Source organism: Amycolatopsis dendrobii, from assembly GCF_014145675.1.
Lineage (GTDB): Bacteria > Actinomycetota > Actinomycetes > Mycobacteriales > Pseudonocardiaceae > Amycolatopsis > Amycolatopsis dendrobii.
Window position 1 is genome coordinate 403,940 of sequence record NZ_JACGZW010000005.1, and the last position, 16,122, is coordinate 420,061.

Below are 16,122 nucleotides of genomic sequence, written 5' to 3' on the forward strand. Positions count from 1 at the left end.
TCGCGCTCTGCTGGAGAGCGAAGGCCGGCCTTGAACTGACCGAAAGTCGTCTCAGGCAAGAGCCTCCACGAGACGAGGCCCAGAAAACCGCGCCCGGACCGCGCACCGGACAGCCCGTCCGGGCTCAGATCATCGCGACCGCCATCACCGCCATTCCCAAGCTCATCACGCCTTCCGTCGCCAGCCCGATCTCTCGCCGTCCGGGGCGGGCGACCGTCCGGGAGTGATCGATCGCCCTGGCCAGCCACGCGATTCCGGCCGCCAGGAAGACCACCGCCAGCACCGCCGCGACCACCACGACATGCGCGGGCGCGTGTCCGGTCATCGTCATGCCCGCGTCGCCCATGTCCATCCCGGCGTGCTCGCCGCCCATCGCGGTCGCGGACCTCGTCATTCCCGCCATCGCCGACGGCATCACGAACGCCATCCACGCCATCCCGGCCATCATCAGCGCGTGGTGCGCTCCGGGCAGGCGCCCGTGCCCGAATCCCAGCGCCGTGGTCACCGCGAACCATCCGGCTGCCGCCGCGAACAGCACGACCTGCGGCATTCGCGCGAAGGTCATCGTCGCGGGCCAGGCCATCGTGACCATTCCGACGCACATCGCCGCGTGGAGCGCGTCGGCTGCTCGACCGCTGAAGCCGGGACGCCGCGCGCATCGGTACAGACAGAACGACCCGGCGGCCGCGAACAGCAGCGTCAGGATCCATCGAAGACCCAGTTCGGCGATCATCGAGCGGTCTCCCGGCGCAGGCCCAGCAGGCAGTCCACCGCCAGGAATCCCAGCAACGACACCCCGAACACCGGCAGGAACCAGCCCGCCACCGCCAATCCGACCAGCGCTGGGGCCAGCACTCGCCCGGGGATCCGCCGCCATGTGCCGCGCACTGGCATCCGGCCGAAGCGACTCCCGCCCCGCGACCGCCCGGAACGGCCCCGCAGCCACCACATCCGATACCCCCACAGCACAACGCAAACCAGCGCCGCCCCGAGCACCGTCAGCGCCACCTGGTTCGCGACCCCGAACAACAGCCCCATATGCGCGTCGATCCCCCACCGGCTCAGCTTCGCGGCGAGCGGGTAATCGGCGAACTTCAGCGTCCCGGTGATCTTCCCCGTGCCGGGATCGACCGACATCGAGTCCTGTTTGGACGGCCAGCCCCGCCCGACCTGCTGCACCACGTAACCGCCGTCGGAAGGCGGCCGGATTTCCACCGGGTCGGACAGACCGGCGCGGGCGGTCGCGTCGCGCACGGCCTGCCAGCCGACGTCGCCGGGAGACCGGGAAGCCGAAGAGACCGACGGCGTCGTCCAGTCCCAAGAGGACCGGAGGTCGGTGATGTTCGCACCGGCGTGCAGCGACCACGTCAGTCCGGTGGCGGAGAGAAACAGCAGACCCGCAGCGATCCACAGGCCCGTCGCACCGTGCCAGGAACGCAGCCGTCGCCGTCCGGGTTTGCCCGCGGACGGCAGGAGCACGGCACGCAAGCGGCGGCGGCGACCCAGCCACAAAGCCGCTCCGAGAAGGGTGATCACCCACAGCCAGCTCGCCGCGAGTTCGCTGTACAGCCGGCCGAAGTCGCCGAGATGGAGGTTGCGGTGGAGGGTGTCGATCCAGCCTCGGGCGGGCAGCGCTTGCCCCGAACCGTAGGTCTCCAGTGCGCCGCGGACCTCGCCGTCGTGCGGGTTGACGAACACTGTGTACCGGTAACTCGGCGCCAGGCCCGGACGGTCGAAGATCACCTGGGTGGTGTCGGTCGCGGACGGCGCCGGGCGGACGCCGATGATCTTCCCGTCCGGCACCTGATCGCGAGCGACGAGAACCTGCTGGTCGAGCGGCACCGCGCCAGCAGCGGCCGGGACGTGCAACTCGTGCGCGTAGACAGCCTCTTCCAGCTGCGGCGTCCACGCGTACGCGATCCCGGTCAAAGCAGCGACCAGCAGGAACGGGCCGACGAATACCCCGGCGTAGAAGTGCAGCCGCAGCACTAACGGCCGGACTGCCGCCCACCCCTCCGCCGTGCGCGGCGCGTCGTCGATGCCGATGGCCATCCTGCTCCCTTCGCGTGGTCCGCCTCCTGAGGAGTCGGACCGGCGGGGCAGTCGGTTCCCAGCGGCGGCAAACGCCCGTTCGGGTGCCTCGCGCCGGCGAAGCATTGCTTCTGGCACGGGGTGACAGTATTGTCGCCCTCACATTCGACACCAAGTGTCAAATATCGCCGCCACGAGACAAGGGAGTCACGATGAGCGAGACGACAACCGCCGCCGAGACGAAGGCCGAAGAGGTCGTAGCCGACGAATTGCTCGTCGAGGAGGTCTCCATCGACGGAATGTGCGGTGTCTACTGATCGCAGCGCCGCGGCGTTCGATCTGGACGGTGCTTGGGAACTGGACAGCCGGGTCTCCATCCGGCCGGAGCGGTTCGGCGCGCTGCTGTACCACTTCGGCACCCGCCGGCTGTCCTTTCTCAAGAGCCGCACCATGCTCGCCGCGGTGCAGGCGCTGACCGACCACCCCTCCGCCCGCGCCGCGTGCGCGCAGGCCGGGGTCGCGCAGGCGGAACTGCCCCGCTACCGCGCCGCCCTGGCCGCCCTCGCGGCGTCGGACATGATCCATCCGAGGAGCGTGTGATGCCGCTTGTCGACGAATTCCAGTTCGGGCTCGACGCGCCGATCTGCCTCACCTGGGAACTCACCTACGCCTGCAACCTCTCCTGCGTGCACTGCCTTTCCTCGTCCGGCCGCCGCGATCCGCGCGAGCTGAGCACCGCCGAGTGCAAGGCGCTGATCGACGAGTTCGAGCGCATGCAGGTGTTCTACGTGAACATCGGCGGCGGCGAACCGACCGTCCGGCCCGATTTCTGGGAGCTGGTCGACTACGCGACCGAGCACCACGTCGGCGTCAAGTTCTCGACCAACGGCATCAAGATCACCGAGGACGTCGCGCACCGGCTCGCCGGCAGCGATTACGTCGACGTCCAGATCTCCCTCGACGGCGCCACCGAGGAGGTCAACGACCACGTCCGCGGCCCCGGCTCCTACCGCACCGCGATCCGGGCGATGGAGAACCTCGCCGCCGCCGGGTTCGGGAACTTCAAGATTTCTGTCGTGGTGACCCGGCAGAACGCGGGGCAGCTCGACGACTTCAAAGCCATCGCCGACCGCTACGGCGCCCAGCTGCGGCTCACCCGGCTCCGCCCGTCCGGCCGCGGCGCGGACGTCTGGGACGAGTTGCACCCCACCGCCGCCCAGCAGCGGGAGCTGTACGAGTGGCTGGTCAAGCACGGCGAAAACGTGCTCACCGGCGATTCGTTCTTCCACCTCGCGGGCTACGGCGACGGCGGCCTGCCCGGGCTCAACCTGTGCGGCGCGGGCCGGGTGGTGTGCCTGATCGACCCGGTCGGCGACGTCTACGCGTGCCCGTTCGCCATCCACGACACCTTCCTCGCCGGAAACACCCGCGGCGAAGGCGGATTCACCCGCGTGTGGCGCGAATCCGAGCTGTTCGCCGAATTGCGCAGCCCGCAGAGCGGCGGGGCCTGCACGTCGTGTTCGGCCTTCGACGCCTGCCGCGGCGGATGCATGGCGGCGAAGTTCTTCACCGGGCTGCCGCTCGACGGCCCGGACCCGGAATGCGTGCGCGGCCACGGCGAACGCGCGCTGGCCGGGGTCGCCGCGGGCAGCGTGCCGAAACCGTCGCTGGACCACTCGCACCGCACCCGCAAGCGCGAACCGGTGCCGGTGACCATCGGCATGCGCCGCCCGCCGGACCGGGCCTGCGACGAAAACCCGCTCGCGGGCTTCACCCCGGGCCGCTGAAATGCGCCTGGCCGATCTGTCGTCGCCGGACGTCGCCGAATACGCGGCGTCCGGCGCGATCCTCGCCGTGCCGCTCGGAGCCACCGAGCAGCACGGCCCGCATCTGCCGTTGAGCACGGACACCGACATCGCGACGGCGTTGTGCGAAAGGCTCGCCGCGCAGCGGCCGGACGTGCTGGTCGCGCCAGCGATGCCGTACGGATCGAGCGGCGAACACGCGGGCTTCGCCGGGACGCTGTCGATCGGCCAGGCGGCCACGGAACTCCTCCTCGTGGAACTGGGCCGGTCGGCCTGCGAAACGTTCCGGCGGCTGCTGTTCGTGTCCGCGCACGGAGGAAACGCCGCCTCGGTGACCCGCGCGGTCGCGACTTTGCGGGCCGAATCACGAGACGTCTCGGTGTTCGAGCCGCGCTGGCAAGGAGATCCCCACGCCGGACGGCCGGAAACCGCTCTCCAGCTGGCTCTTCGACCGGACGCGGTGCAGGCGGAGAAGGCGGTGCCGGGCGATGACCGTCCGCTGAGCGAGTTGCTTCCGGTTCTGCGCAAGGGCGGCGTGCGCGCGGTGACCGACACCGGGATCCTCGGCGATCCCACCGGCGCGACAGCAGCCGAAGGCCGGGATCTCCTCGACGACCTCACGACACAGTTGCGAAAGCACGTGCGCGACTGGACTTCCGTGGTGGCGCCATGAGAGCCGCCCTCGTGACCGGCGCGGCGCGCGGCATCGGCGCAGCCACCGCTGTCAAATTGGCCGAACAAGGCTGGGCCGTGCTCGCGGTGGACCTCGCCGAAAACGACCCCGCACTCCCCTACCCCATGGGAACCGGCGAGGAACTGTCCACAGTGGTCGCAACGATCCGGGAAGCCGGCGGCACTGCTGAGGAATTCCGCGCAGACGTCCGCGACCGTACCCGGCTGGCCGCCGCGATAACGACAGCGGAACAACACTGGGGCGGCCTCGACGCGGCCATCGCGGCAGCGGGGGTCATCGCGGGCGGTGCACCGCTGTGGGAAATGCCGCCAGAGCAGGAAGACGCTGTCCTCGACGTCAATCTCCGCGGCGTCCTCAACCTCGCCCACGTCGCGATTCCCGCGCTGCTGCGCCGTCCGAAACCCCGCTGCGGACGGTTCCTGGCCGTCGCGTCCGCCGCCGCCACGCGCGGGTTGCCGATGCTCGCCGCGTACTGCGCCGCGAAAGCCGGAGTGGCCGGGTTGATTCGCGCGCTGGGCACGGAATTGGGCGACTCCGGCGTCACCGCGAACGCGGTCAGCCCCGGCTCGACCGACACGCCGATCCTCGCCGAGAGCGCCCGCCTGTACGACCTTCCTTCAGCACAAAGCTTTGCCACACAACAACCTGTGCAGCGGCTGCTCGATCCCGCCGAGGTCGCCGCCGTCCTGGCGTTCCTCGCCAGTCCGGAAAGCAGTGCGACAACCGGTGCGGTCATCCCGGTGGACGGAGGGCTGGCGCTGTGACCGCCCCGCTGCCCGCCGGATTCCGCCTCGCCATGGACCCCAGCGTCAAACAACTCTCCGGCGGACTCCTCTTCGGCGGCTCCCCCGCCCGCGTACTGCGCCTCACGAGAGCCGGGCGAACGGCGTGGGAACGCCTGGCGGACAACCCGGTCGAGACCTCAGCAGAAGGGGTCCTCGCCCGGCTGCTCACCGACGCCGGATTCGCACACCCGTTGCCACCAGCCGAATCCGCCGACGCGACCGTCGTCATCCCAGTCCGCGACCGCGCCGAACTCCTCGGCCGCTGCCTCGCCGGACTCGACGGCCGATACCCCGCGCTGGTCGTCGACGACGGATCCGCCGACCCCGCCGCCATCGCCGCCGTGGCGTCCGCGCACGGCGCGAAACTCGTCCGCCGCGACGTCAACGGCGGCCCAGGCGCAGCCCGGAACACCGCGCTGGAGCACGTTTCCACCGGCCTGATCGCCTTCCTGGACAGCGATTGCGTCCCGTCCCCGGACTGGATCGACCGGCTGGCCGGGCATTTCGCCGACCCGCTCGTCGCCGCCGTCGCACCGCGCGTACGCCCCCTCGCCCCCGGCACCTGGGCGGGCCGCTACACCTGCGCCGCCAGCAGCCTCGACCTCGGCACCGCCCCCGCGCGCGTCGCGCCCGGCACGCGACTGTCCTATGTGCCCACTGCCGCGCTCCTGGTCCGCCGGACCGCACTGGAATCCGTCGCGCGCGACGGTGCCGTCTTCGACCCGGCAATGCGCGTCGGCGAGGACGTCGACCTCGGCTGGCGGCTCCACGACGCCGGTTTCCGGATCCGCTACGACCCGTCCGCGCACGTCGACCACCACGAACCGACCACCTGGCGAGCGTTGCTCAGCCGCCGCGCCAGCTACGGCACTTCCGCCGCACCGCTGGCACTCCGCCGCCCGGCGGCGATGGCTCCGCTCGTCCTGCACCCCTGGCCGACGCTGACCGTCGCCGCTCTCCTGGCCCGCCGTCCGCTTCCGGCCGCCGCCGCGTTCGCGGGCGCAGTGCTGACCATGACCCGCGTACTGCGCCAAAGCGACGTGCCGACCCACGGCGTCGCGCAGACGATGGCCACCGCCGTCGGCCAAACCTGGCTCGGATTCGGCCGCTACAGCACCCAATTCGCCGCTCCGCTGCTCGCCGCGCTCCTGCTGCCCGGCGGGCGGAAACGCCGGGGACGACGGGCCGCGATCGCGTCCCTGCTCGCCGGGCCGCCGCTGACCGCCTGGCTGCGGCACCGCCCCGCCCTCGACCCTTTCCGCTACACCACCGGCGCGATCGCCGACGACCTCGCGTACGGCGCCGGGGTGTGGGCGGGCTGTCTCAACCACCGGACCGCGGTCCCGCTGCGGCCGCGCGTCACTTGGCGCCCTCTGCGCGTCGACCCGAAGGGAAAACGATGAGCACCACCTGGTTCGAATCCGTCGCCGAAGCACAGCGGCGGGCGAAGAAACGCCTGCCCGCGTCCGTCTACTCGGCACTGATCGCCGGTTCGGAAAAAGGCCTGACGCTGCAGGACAATCTCGCCGCGTACGACGAACTGCGCTTCGCCCCGCGCACCGCCGGGCTGCCCGGCGAACGCGATCTGAGCACGAACGTCCTCGGCCGCGACGTCGCGCTGCCGGTGCTGATCTCGCCGACCGGCGTCCAGGCCGTGCATCCCGACGGCGAGGTCGCGGTGGCTCGCGCGGCCGCGGCGCGCGGCACGTCGATGGGGCTGTCGTCGTTCGCGAGCAAGCCCGTCGAGGAAGTGGTGGCCGCCAACCCGAACACGTATTTCCAGGTCTACTGGACCGGCAGCCGCGACGACATCCTGCGTCGGCTCGACCGGGCCAGGTCGGCGGGCGCGGTCGGGATCATCCTCACGCTCGACTGGTCGTTCTCGCACAGCCGCGACTGGGGCAGCCCGCACATCCCGGAAAAGATGACGCTGCGCGAGCTGATCCGCTTCGCGCCCGAGGGCATGATGCATCCGCGCTGGCTGCTGACTTACGCCCGCACCAAGAAGCTGCCCGACCTCAGCGTCCCGAACATGGCCGAGCCCGGCACGCCGATTCCCACGTTCTTCGGCGCGTACGGCCAGTGGATGCAGACCGCGCCGCCGACCTGGGAAGACGTCAGCTGGCTGCGTAAGCAGTGGGACGGGCCGTTCCTGCTCAAGGGCGTGTACCGCGTAGACGAGGCCCGCCGCGCCGTCGACGCCGGGGTCAGCGCGATCTCGGTGTCCAACCACGGCGGCAACAACCTCGACGGCACTCCCGCCACGATCCGCGCGCTGCCCGCGGTCGCGGAGGCAGTCGGCAGCGAGGTGGAAGTGTTGCTGGACGGCGGAATCCGGCGCGGCAGCGATGTCGTGAAGGCGCTCGCGCTCGGCGCCCGAGCGGTTCTGATCGGGCGTGCGTACCTGTGGGGCCTCGCCGCGGGCGGGCAGGCCGGGGTGGAGAACGTGCTGGACGTCCTGCGCAACGGCATCGACTCGACGCTGCTCGCGTTGGGCCACCGCAGCGTGCACGACCTGAGCCGCGACGACCTGATCGTTCCCGAAGGATTCGAACGCCGGATCGGGGCTTGATCAGCTGTCCGCGAGGGGAACCCCGACGGAATCGGAGTTCCCCTCACGGACCTTGGTCACAGCGGCCACTGCACGTGCTTCACCTCGAAGAACTCCCGGAATCCTTCTTCCCCGCCTTCCCGGCCGATCCCGCTGTGCCCCGGGCCGCCCCACGGCGCGTCGGTCCGGCGGCCGCCTCCGCCGTTGATCGTGACCGTGCCGGACCGGATCCGCCGCGCCACGGCCAGCGCGTCCGGGACCGGGCCCCAGACGTTGGCGTTGAGCGCGTACCTGCTGTCGTTCGCGATCCGGATCGCCTCGTCGACTTCGCGGTACGGCAGCACGATCCCCACCGGCGCGAACAGTTCCTCCTGCGCGATCTCGGCCGTGTTCGGCGCACCGGTGATCAGCGTCGGCGCGAAGAAGAACCCCTCATCGAGACCGGCCGGACGCCCGCCGCCGGTGACGACCGTCGCGCCCTCGTCCACCGCTCGCGCGACGTAGCCGGACACGTTCCGGTGGTGCTCGCCGGTGATCAGCGGGCCCACCGCGGTCTTCGGCGAGAAGGGATCGCCGACCGCGAGGCTGCCGAGGAATTCGGCGGAGCGCTCGACGAATTCCTCGAAATCCTTCTCCGGCACCAAAGTCCGCGTCGTCGCCCCGCACGCCTGTCCCGCGTTCCGGCAGAACCGCAGGGCCGAAGGTGCGACGACGGAGGCGATATCGGCGCCCGGAAGCACGAGGTTGGGCGATTTCCCGCCCAGTTCGAGCACCACCTTCTTGAGCCCTGGCGCGGCCAGGGCCATGACTTTGCCGCCGACCGCGGGCGATCCGGTGAAGCTCACCAGGTCAACCTCGCCGGCCTGCACGACCTGTTCGGTCACCGCGGGCGGGCCGAACACGAGATTGACCGCGCCGGGCGGGAATCCGGCCTCCTCGGCCAGTTCCACCAGCGCCGTGTTGCACAGGATCGCCTTCGGCGAGGGCACCAGCACCGTGGTGCAGCCCGCCGCGAGAGCCGGGCCGAGCTTCCACGCGCACAGCATGAGCGGCCCGTTGTACGCGGTGATCGCCGCGACGACCCCGACGGGCTCGCGCAGCAGGGTGCTCGCGGAGGTCAGCGGATCGTGGTGCAGCGGAAGAGGTTCTTCCCAGCCGTCGCGCGGGCCGCGCCGGGCGGCCTCGGCGAACCAGCGGAAGTACGCGATCGGCCCGTCGACGTGCAGTTCGGCATTGCCGACCGGCGAGCCGATCTCGTGCGCGGCCAGGTCGAGCAGCCGGTCCCGGTCGCGTTCCAGCAGGTCCGCGAGCCGGTACAGCAGGGCGCTGCGTTCGCGAGGCCCCAGCCTGCTCCACTCGCCGTCGTCGAACGCGTGGCGTGCCGCGGCCACGGCGGCCGCCACCTGGTCCGGGCCCGCGGACGGCGTGACCGCCAGTTCGCGGCCGGTCGACGGGCTCACCGAGCGGATCTCCGGCCCCTCGCCGGTCAGCCATTTCCCGCCGACGTGCAGGGCGGCGTGCGGGTTCGTCATGAAATCCTCCGGATGCCGGGTCGGCCGGGTTCCGCGCGGCTCACCGGTACCGCACGATGCCGCGGATGTTCTTGCCCTCGTGCAGGTCGTCGTAGCCTTGCGCGATGTCCTCGAGCGAATAGGCGCGAGTGACCATCTCGTCGAGTTTGAGCCGGCCGTCGCGGTAGAGCTGGAGCAGGTTCAGCACGTCCCAGTTCCCGTTCGTGGCCCCGAAACAGGTGCCCTGCACGCGCTTCTGGGAAAGCGTCAGCTCGAACAGGTCGAGCGGCACCTCGCTCACTTCGTGCTTGCCGACCGCGGTCGTCACGACGGTGCCCGCCTTGCGCACCGAAGACAGCGCCTGCCGCAGGTACTCCGGCCGCATCACGCCGACCGTCACGATCGTCGCGGCCGCGCCTTGGCCGTTGGTGAACTGCTTCGCCAGCTCCGTTGCTTCCTCGATCGACGCGACCGCGTGCGTCGCGCCGAACACCGCGGCCTGCTCCCGCTTGAACGGCACCGGATCCACCGCGATCACCTGCGATGCGCCCGCGTGCACCGCACCCTGCACAGCGCTCACGCCGATTCCGCCGATGCCCATCACGATCACCGTGTCGCCCGGCTCGATCCCCGCCGAGTGCACCGCGGAACCCCAGCCGGTGCTGACCCCGCAGCCGACCAGGCACGCCTTGTCCAGCGGAATGTCCTTGCCGATCTTCACCACCGAGGCGAGCGAAACCGTCGTGGTTTCGACGAAGGTCGAGATGCCGCACATCTGGCCGACCGGCGTGCCGTCGGGAGTGTGCAGCCGGTAGGTGCCGTCGGTGAACCGCGGACCGGCGAGGATGCCCGCGGCCAGGTCGCACAGGCTGGCGTGCCCGGTGGCGCACCAGCGGCAGTGCCCGCACGAGGGGATCGCGGAGAAAATGACGTGGTCGCCCTCCTCGATGCCCTTGCTGTTCGGGCGGACCTTGGTCACCACGCCCGCGCCCTCGTGCCCGAGCGCGAACGGATAGCCGCCGACCGGGATGTCGCCGGTCACGTGGTGGTCGTCGGAATGGCACAGGCCGGACGCGACGAGCTCGACCTGGACCTCGTCCTCGTACGGATCGCCGACCTCGAGATCGACCACCTCGAGCCGCCCGGGCGCCTGCCGGACGACTGCTCCCCGCGTGCGCATGCGTCGAACTCCTTCGTTCGATAGATTAAACTTAATATATAAAACAGCACTGTAACGGAGAGAGCGAGGAAGCGGAATGACCGGAATCCGCAGGGCGTGGGCGCTCGACGCGCCGACGATGACCGCCGACGAGAGTTTCGTGCTCACCGGAGGCGGCGACGCCCCGGTCGTCATGCCGCTGCCCGCGTTCCTCGTCGAGCACGACCTCGGCCTGATGCTCTTCGACGCCGGCCTCGCGCCCGAGGCGGCGGGCGACCCGGGTGCGGTCTACGGCCCGCTGGCCGAGGCGTTCCAGGCGGTGTTCCCCGAGGAGTTCCGGCTGGACCGGCAGATCGGGGAACTGGGCTTCCGCACCGAAGACGTCCGGCACGTGGTGCTTTCCCACGCCCACTTCGACCACACCGGCGGACTGTCGCACTTCCCGCACGCACAAGGCTTCGCCGGCGCCGGCGAACTGCGGTACGCCCAGCAGCCCGCGGCGCACCTGGCGGGGTTCTTCCGCGATCAGGATCTCGAAGCCGCCGCGAAAATCAGCTGGAACGAACTGCCCGCGGGCTACGACCACGACCTGTTCGGCGACGGCAGCGTCACTCTCCTCTCGCTGCCCGGCCACACCCCCGGGTCGCTCGGGCTGCAGCTGCGCCAGGACGGCCGGACCCTCGTGCTCAGCGGCGACGCCGCGCACGTGCGGCGCAACATCAGCCAGACCACCGGAATCCCGGTGGACGTGGATTCGGTGCGGGCGCTCGATTCGCTGCGCAAGCTGAAGCTGCTGGCCGCCCGGCCGGACGTGACGGTGTGGGTGAACCACGACCCGGAAGACTGGCGGACGCACCGCGCCGGCGGGAAGCAGATCCTCGGCTAGCGTCTTCCGGCAAGGAAAAACCGCACGGCCGCGGCAGTGAATTCCGGCGCGGCCGAGGCACCGTAATGATCGCCGGGCACCGGGGCGAACTCCGCGTTCAGCAGCCGCGCGAGCGGTTCGGCGTCGGCGTGCCCGGTGTCCTCGCTGCCGACCGCGACGAGCGCCGGGATCGTCAGCGCGGTGAGCTGCTCCGTCGGCACGACCGAATTCAGGACGTGCATCAACGCGCGCGGATCAGCGCCGAGGCGGCGGATCCAGTGCGCGGTCCCGGCGTCGGACGGTTCCAACTGCCCGGCCTTCGATCAACGCCGTGAGCACCCGGTGCAGCGGCCCGCCCGCACCGCCCCGCTGCATCGCGGCGAGCCCTTGTCCGCCAAGGAGAATCCGGGCAGGCCGCGCACCGCGCACGACCATGCGGAGCGCGACTCGCGCGCCGAGCGAGTACCCGCCCAGCGCGTACCCGGTCAGACCGAGTCGCTCGACGAGCGCGAGCCCGTCGTCGACGAGCACATCCGGCGGGCAGCGGGCCGGATCGTCCGGCTGCGGACTCGCGCCGTGCCCGCGGAAATCCGGCAGCAGCACGCGAAACCCGCGTTCGGCGAGCTGCTCGGCCAGCCCGCTGCGCAGCCACGCTTCCCCGGACGAGGTGAACCCGTGCAGCAGTACGACCGGTGTGCCCTCGCCCAGTTCGCGGTAGGCCGGTTCGAGTCCGTCGCGAGCGCGGAACCGGTGGACGGGCGGTGCGATCATGGGGTCCTTCCTGCCGGCCGGACCCCATGATCGCACGCGCGGAACCGGATCTCACCGGTTTTCCGGAACCGTCACGGAAGCGGCCGCGTCCCCGGCACCACCCACTCCCGGTCGATCCGGCCGTCGATCGCGACCATGACCGCGATCCCTCCGCGCGAGCCGTCCGACCAGGTCCCGGCCATGGTCTGGCGCCCCGGGTCGAGCACCAGCTCGCCGTGCCACGGGTGCGCGTCCTTGGCCAGCACCCGCAGCTCCTCGCGGTCCAAGCCGCCTTCGCCCGGGCCGTCGGGCAGCGCCGACCGGCCGTCCGGCGACGGGATCGTCCAGTTCCGCGAGACTTTTCCGCCGGTCAGCACGAACAGGTCGGCACCGGTGATGACCACGCCGTCGCGCCGGGTGACGTCCCAGGTGAAGGCGAGCCGGTCGGTTCCGTCGACGACGAAAGTGCGCGGGACGAACACGTTTCCGACGTCGCGCTGGTACTTCGCGATGAACGCCTCGGCGTCCGCCGGGCCGACCAGCGGGTCGAGGCCGGGTTTGGTGCCGGACCACTGGCGGCCGTCGGCAGTGAGCAGCCGGTGCGCGAGCGAGGCGTCCTCGTTCCACATGCGACACCAGAGGGCGGGGATTTCTTCGGGAGTCAGGTCGTTTGCCATGCGAGAACCATCGCGGCCCTCGGCGACACCGTCCTGTCGGTGTTTTCCCGCCGCGTGGCGCAGGTCACTCCCCGAGCGGACGGGCGGAGATCCGCGCGAGTTCGGCGTCGAGGTCGACCTCGCGGCGCTCGACGCGGTCGCCGGTGAGCGCGAGGGCGCGGATCCGGTCCAGCAGAAAGCCGCGGACCGCGTCGCGCAGGCGGCACCAGCCGAGCACGTACCAGCCCGCCGGACCCCACAACAGGCCCAGCGGCTCGACATCGCGTTCCGTCTCCTGGCCTTTGGCGTCCACATACGACAACCGGAGGACGCGCCGCGCGGCGAGAGCGGTCAGGATCAGTCCGCTGCGGACAGCGGGCGGTTCGGGCTGGCCGACCCGGTGCAGCCGCGCGGCGAGGTGCTGTTCGGCGTCGCGGACGTCGGACGGCAGCCGCGCGAGCACCTTGCGCGCCGCCGACTCCGCCGCGCCCGCGAAGGGCGAACCGGCGGCCGAACGCAACGCGACGGTGATCGCGATGGCTTCCTCCGGCGTGAGCGTGAGCGGCGGCAGGGTCCGTTCGCGGTCGAGGCCGTAGCCGCCGGTCCGGCCGGTTTCGGTCCAGATCGGCACGCCTGCCTGGCGCAACGCGCCGAGGTCGCGCTCGACCGTGCGCACGCTGACCTCGAACCGGGACGCGAGCCACGCCGCGGTCCGGGTGCGCGGCGCGACCGCCCGGAGCTCCTCGACAAGGGCGTACAGCCGGTCCGTGCGATTCACCCGGCCAGCCTACGGACCTGCGAATCCTCACCCGATCGGGTGGCTTTGCGGGCGACCGCCGTCACGAAGGCGGCTCTCCGCTGTTCCGTTCGCGGGAGCCGCGACCGGCGCCGGTCCGTCCTGTGGAGGGCGGCGGACCGGCGAGGTCCCCTCGTTCGTCGGGGGACGAGGGGGCCGCCGGGGCGGGTCGGCGCAGGGGGCCGGCCCGTTCCCGGTCCGGCGGGGACGCTTGACTCTCACACCGTGTCAGAGCGTGTGCTGGAGAGGTCATGTTCACCATCGGAGAATTCGCCCGCCACGGCCGGGTTTCGGTCCGCATGCTGCGCCACTACGACGCGCTCGGCCTGCTCCGCCCCGCCGAGGTCGACCCGTGCACCGGCTACCGGCGCTACACCGCCGGGCAGCTGGCCGCGCTGAACCGGATCGTCGCGCTGAAGGATCTCGGCTTCGGGCTCAGCGAGGTCGCCGCGCTGCTGGACGAGCAGATCACGCCCGAGCAAGTCCGCGGCATGCTGACGCTGCGCCGGGCGGAACTGGCCGAACGGGTCGCCGCCGACCGGCTCCGGCTGGCCGAGGTCGAGGCGAGACTCCGCACGCTGGAAAGCGAGCACGCCATGCCGGACACCGAAATCATCGTCAAGGATCTCCCCGCGACCCCTGTCGTGCGGCTCACCGCGACCGTCGAGAGCTTCTCCCCCGACGCGATCAGCCCGGTCCTGCGCCCGCTGTGCGCGGAACTCGGCCAACGGCTCGAAGGCTCCGACGCCACCCCGGCCGGACCGCTCGTCTGTTACTACGAAAAGCCCGCCGGCGAAGACGATCCGGTCGTCGTGCACGCCGCGCTCCCGGTGTCCGGCACCGTCACCGCGCCGAACGGCCTCGAGGTCGCCGAACTGCCCGCCGCCCGCACCGCGACGCTCGTGCACCGCGGCCCGGCGAGCGGAATCCTCGCCGGCTACCAGGAACTCGCCCGGTGGACCGACGAGCACGGTTTCCGCGCGGACGGCTTCCCCTGCGAGGTCTACCTGCACACTTCCGGCGACGAGAGCGAATGGGTCGTCGAACTGCGCGAGCCCTTCGTCGAGCAGCCGCGCTGACCGGCCAAGACCCGACCTTCGACGGGTTGCGCCGCCGCCCGTTCCGGAGGCGAATGGGTGGGGACGACCCGAGGAGGACGCAGGTGTTCTCGACAGGTCCCGGCACCCAGCCGGACCGGCTCGCCGACGCGCTGGCGGACGGGCCGTTCAGCCGTGCCCTGACCCTGGCCATCGACCGCAGCGGGCTCGGCCTCGACCGGCTCCGCGACCGGCTCGCCGCGGCGGGCGCGGCGGTCAGCACCACCACCCTCAGCTACTGGCGGACCGGCCGCACCGTGCCCGCCCGCGCCCGTTCGCGCGTCGCGGTGCGGATTCTCGAGGGCGTGCTCGACCTGCCGCCGGGCTCGCTGACCGGGCTGATCGAGCGCGATCCGGAACCGCCGCCGGTCCCGGTCGTGCGCTGGGAACGGTTGTGGGGACGCCGGAACGCCGTGCTGCGGGTGCTGAACTCGTTCGAAACGGCGTACCGGACGTCGCTGGTCGTCGTGAGCCTCCACGAGGCCGTGCACGTCGGCCCGGACCGGCGGCTGCACCGGCTGGAAGTGCGCGAGGTCCTCCGCGCGACCGAGGACGACACGCACATCCGGCTGGTCACCGCGCACGGCGTCGGCCCCGGCTGCCCGCCGCGGCTCGTGCGCACCCGCTACTGCTCGCCCGGGCGCACGGAAACCCTCGCCGAGGAAGGATTCACGGTGGCCGAACTCGTCCTCGGCCGCGGGCTGGACCGGGGCGAAACCGCGATCGCCGAGTACGAATTCGAGTTCACCGACGACCGCCCGGACTGGTCCTACGAACGCCGGTTCCGCAACGCCGTGCACGAGCACGTGCTCGAACTGCACTTCGCGCCCGGCTTCGAACCGCGGGCCTGCCACGCCTACCGCCTCGACTCCCCCGCCGGGCCGGAGACGACCGTCGCCGAACTGCCGATCACCGAGGGCCTTCCCGCGCACGTCGTGTCGGCGGCGGTCACTCCGGGGATCCTCGGCCTGCGCTGGCAGTGGGACGCGCCATGATGAACCCATGGAATCGACGCGGATCGACCGCTGGCTCTGGGCGGTCCGGCTGACCAAGACGCGCGCCGACGCCGCGGCCGCCTGCCGCGGCGGGCACGTGCGCGTGAACGACCGCCCGGCGAAACCGGCGACCTCGGTCGTGCCCGGCGACGAGGTCCGGGCCCGGATCGGGACGACGACCCGCGTAGTCGAGGTCGTGCAGGTGATCCAGAAACGGGTCGGCGCGGCCGTCGCGGCCACCTGTCTCATCGACCGCACCCCGAAGCCGCCGCCGGAAGCGGCGATCCCGGTCGCCCGCCGCGAGCGCGGCGCGGGCCGTCCGACGAAACGGGAACGCCGGGTGCTGGACGAATTCCGCCGCCAGCAGGGCTGACCCCGCGGGACACCGGATCGGCGCTTCCCTGCGGGCTCGTTTGCGTACCTTGTA

At 71.5% G+C, this 16,122-nt stretch carries 19 protein-coding genes; 11 read left to right on the top strand and 8 right to left on the bottom strand.

From position 1 onward, the window contains the following. Positions 1-124: 124 nt before the first annotated feature. Positions 125-733: a DUF5134 domain-containing protein gene (locus tag H4281_RS16860; RefSeq protein WP_182891869.1), complete on the bottom strand. Its 609-nt coding sequence runs from the start codon at positions 731-733 to the stop codon at positions 125-127. Further along, positions 730-2,052 carry a PepSY-associated TM helix domain-containing protein gene (locus tag H4281_RS16865; RefSeq protein WP_182891870.1) on the bottom strand — a complete coding sequence of 441 codons (1,323 nt, stop codon included), beginning with the start codon at positions 2,050-2,052 and terminating at the stop codon, positions 730-732. Before H4281_RS16865 ends, H4281_RS16860 begins: the two co-directional genes overlap by 4 nt. A gap of 191 nt (positions 2,053-2,243) precedes the next feature. Between H4281_RS16865 and mftA the strand changes: the two genes are divergently transcribed. Genes mftA through mftD form a run of 7 tightly spaced genes read left to right on the top strand, consistent with a single transcriptional unit; the run spans position 2,244 to position 7,887 of the window. Continuing rightward, on the top strand, positions 2,244-2,348 hold the full coding sequence (gene mftA / locus H4281_RS16870) for a mycofactocin precursor MftA (protein WP_037819541.1): 105 nt from the start codon (positions 2,244-2,246) through the stop codon (positions 2,346-2,348). Beyond that, positions 2,338-2,631 (top strand): mycofactocin biosynthesis chaperone MftB, encoded by a 294-nt coding sequence (mftB, locus tag H4281_RS16875; RefSeq protein WP_043833371.1) that lies wholly within the window; start codon positions 2,338-2,340, stop codon positions 2,629-2,631. The genes mftA and mftB overlap by 11 nt, the downstream gene beginning before the upstream one ends. After that, positions 2,631-3,818 (top strand): mycofactocin radical SAM maturase, encoded by a 1,188-nt coding sequence (mftC, locus tag H4281_RS16880; protein WP_182891871.1) that lies wholly within the window; start codon positions 2,631-2,633, stop codon positions 3,816-3,818. Before mftB ends, mftC begins: the two co-directional genes overlap by 1 nt. Position 3,819: 1 nt before the next feature. Continuing rightward, the gene (gene mftE / locus H4281_RS16885; RefSeq protein ID WP_182891872.1) at positions 3,820-4,509 is read left to right on the top strand and encodes a mycofactocin biosynthesis peptidyl-dipeptidase MftE; all 690 of its coding nucleotides are present in this window, start codon (positions 3,820-3,822) and stop codon (positions 4,507-4,509) included. After that, entirely contained in the window at positions 4,506-5,294 is a 789-nt protein-coding gene (locus H4281_RS16890; RefSeq protein WP_182891873.1) for a mycofactocin-coupled SDR family oxidoreductase, read from the top strand. Before mftE ends, H4281_RS16890 begins: the two co-directional genes overlap by 4 nt. Beyond that, the gene (mftF, locus tag H4281_RS16895; protein WP_182891874.1) at positions 5,291-6,718 is read left to right on the top strand and encodes a mycofactocin biosynthesis glycosyltransferase MftF; all 1,428 of its coding nucleotides are present in this window, start codon (positions 5,291-5,293) and stop codon (positions 6,716-6,718) included. Before H4281_RS16890 ends, mftF begins: the two co-directional genes overlap by 4 nt. Beyond that, positions 6,715-7,887 carry a pre-mycofactocin synthase MftD gene (gene mftD / locus H4281_RS16900; protein WP_182891875.1) on the top strand — a complete coding sequence of 391 codons (1,173 nt, stop codon included), beginning with the start codon at positions 6,715-6,717 and terminating at the stop codon, positions 7,885-7,887. Before mftF ends, mftD begins: the two co-directional genes overlap by 4 nt. A gap of 56 nt (positions 7,888-7,943) precedes the next feature. Here the strand turns inward: mftD and H4281_RS16905 are convergent, their stop codons facing one another. Both H4281_RS16905 and H4281_RS16910 read right to left on the bottom strand, forming a co-directional pair. Next, entirely contained in the window at positions 7,944-9,398 is a 1,455-nt protein-coding gene (locus H4281_RS16905) for an aldehyde dehydrogenase family protein (RefSeq protein ID WP_182891876.1), read from the bottom strand. A 40-nt stretch (positions 9,399-9,438) separates the two neighbouring features. Further along, positions 9,439-10,557: an NDMA-dependent alcohol dehydrogenase gene (locus tag H4281_RS16910; protein WP_182891877.1), complete on the bottom strand. Its 1,119-nt coding sequence runs from the start codon at positions 10,555-10,557 to the stop codon at positions 9,439-9,441. A 76-nt stretch (positions 10,558-10,633) separates the two neighbouring features. Here H4281_RS16910 and H4281_RS16915 point away from each other — a divergent pair, with 76 nt between their 5' ends. After that, complete coding sequence (locus H4281_RS16915; protein ID WP_182891878.1) at positions 10,634-11,422, top strand: N-acyl homoserine lactonase family protein; 789 nt, start codon at positions 10,634-10,636, stop codon at positions 11,420-11,422. Here the strand turns inward: H4281_RS16915 and H4281_RS45595 are convergent. The 4 genes from H4281_RS45595 to H4281_RS16930 form a co-directional block, all read right to left on the bottom strand. Continuing rightward, a complete protein-coding gene (locus H4281_RS45595; protein ID WP_246412043.1) occupies positions 11,419-11,709 on the bottom strand; it encodes an alpha/beta fold hydrolase in 291 nt (96 codons plus the stop codon). The two genes, H4281_RS16915 and H4281_RS45595, sit on opposite strands and share 4 nt — an antisense overlap. Continuing rightward, on the bottom strand, positions 11,657-12,172 hold the full coding sequence (locus tag H4281_RS16920) for an alpha/beta fold hydrolase (RefSeq protein WP_246411916.1): 516 nt from the start codon (positions 12,170-12,172) through the stop codon (positions 11,657-11,659). The genes H4281_RS45595 and H4281_RS16920 overlap by 53 nt, the downstream gene beginning before the upstream one ends. A gap of 71 nt (positions 12,173-12,243) precedes the next feature. Then, positions 12,244-12,828 carry a nuclear transport factor 2-like protein gene (locus H4281_RS16925; protein WP_182891879.1) on the bottom strand — a complete coding sequence of 195 codons (585 nt, stop codon included), beginning with the start codon at positions 12,826-12,828 and terminating at the stop codon, positions 12,244-12,246. A 64-nt stretch (positions 12,829-12,892) separates the two neighbouring features. Further along, positions 12,893-13,585, bottom strand: a complete 693-nt coding sequence (locus H4281_RS16930; protein ID WP_182891880.1) for a helix-turn-helix transcriptional regulator — start codon at positions 13,583-13,585, stop codon at positions 12,893-12,895. A 269-nt stretch (positions 13,586-13,854) separates the two neighbouring features. Here H4281_RS16930 and H4281_RS16935 point away from each other — a divergent pair, with 269 nt between their 5' ends. The 3 genes from H4281_RS16935 to H4281_RS16945 all read left to right on the top strand — a co-directional run bounded on the left by H4281_RS16935 (position 13,855) and on the right by H4281_RS16945 (position 16,068). After that, positions 13,855-14,682: a MerR family transcriptional regulator gene (locus tag H4281_RS16935; protein ID WP_182891881.1), complete on the top strand. Its 828-nt coding sequence runs from the start codon at positions 13,855-13,857 to the stop codon at positions 14,680-14,682. A gap of 83 nt (positions 14,683-14,765) precedes the next feature. Beyond that, positions 14,766-15,695, top strand: a complete 930-nt coding sequence (locus H4281_RS16940; RefSeq protein ID WP_182891882.1) for a hypothetical protein — start codon at positions 14,766-14,768, stop codon at positions 15,693-15,695. A gap of 7 nt (positions 15,696-15,702) precedes the next feature. Continuing rightward, a complete protein-coding gene (locus H4281_RS16945; RefSeq protein WP_009076800.1) occupies positions 15,703-16,068 on the top strand; it encodes an Hsp15 family ribosome-associated heat shock protein in 366 nt (121 codons plus the stop codon). The last annotated feature ends 54 nt before the right edge of the window (positions 16,069-16,122 follow it).

Coding starts and splice junctions, on each gene's coding strand:
- H4281_RS16860 (WP_182891869.1), bottom strand. CDS start 733: ATGATCGCCGAACTGGGTCTTCGATGGATCCTGACGCTGCTGTTCGCG.
- H4281_RS16865 (WP_182891870.1), bottom strand. CDS start 2,052: ATGGCCATCGGCATCGACGACGCGCCGCGCACGGCGGAGGGGTGGGCG.
- mftA (WP_037819541.1), top strand. CDS start 2,244: ATGAGCGAGACGACAACCGCCGCCGAGACGAAGGCCGAAGAGGTCGTA.
- mftC (WP_182891871.1), top strand. CDS start 2,631: ATGCCGCTTGTCGACGAATTCCAGTTCGGGCTCGACGCGCCGATCTGC.
- mftE (WP_182891872.1), top strand. CDS start 3,820: ATGCGCCTGGCCGATCTGTCGTCGCCGGACGTCGCCGAATACGCGGCG.
- H4281_RS16890 (WP_182891873.1), top strand. CDS start 4,506: ATGAGAGCCGCCCTCGTGACCGGCGCGGCGCGCGGCATCGGCGCAGCC.
- mftD (WP_182891875.1), top strand. CDS start 6,715: ATGAGCACCACCTGGTTCGAATCCGTCGCCGAAGCACAGCGGCGGGCG.
- H4281_RS16905 (WP_182891876.1), bottom strand. CDS start 9,398: ATGACGAACCCGCACGCCGCCCTGCACGTCGGCGGGAAATGGCTGACC.
- H4281_RS16910 (WP_182891877.1), bottom strand. CDS start 10,557: ATGCGCACGCGGGGAGCAGTCGTCCGGCAGGCGCCCGGGCGGCTCGAG.
- H4281_RS16915 (WP_182891878.1), top strand. CDS start 10,634: ATGACCGGAATCCGCAGGGCGTGGGCGCTCGACGCGCCGACGATGACC.
- H4281_RS16920 (WP_246411916.1), bottom strand. CDS start 12,172: ATGATCGCACCGCCCGTCCACCGGTTCCGCGCTCGCGACGGACTCGAA.
- H4281_RS16925 (WP_182891879.1), bottom strand. CDS start 12,828: ATGGCAAACGACCTGACTCCCGAAGAAATCCCCGCCCTCTGGTGTCGC.
- H4281_RS16935 (WP_182891881.1), top strand. CDS start 13,855: ATGTTCACCATCGGAGAATTCGCCCGCCACGGCCGGGTTTCGGTCCGC.
- H4281_RS16945 (WP_009076800.1), top strand. CDS start 15,703: ATGGAATCGACGCGGATCGACCGCTGGCTCTGGGCGGTCCGGCTGACC.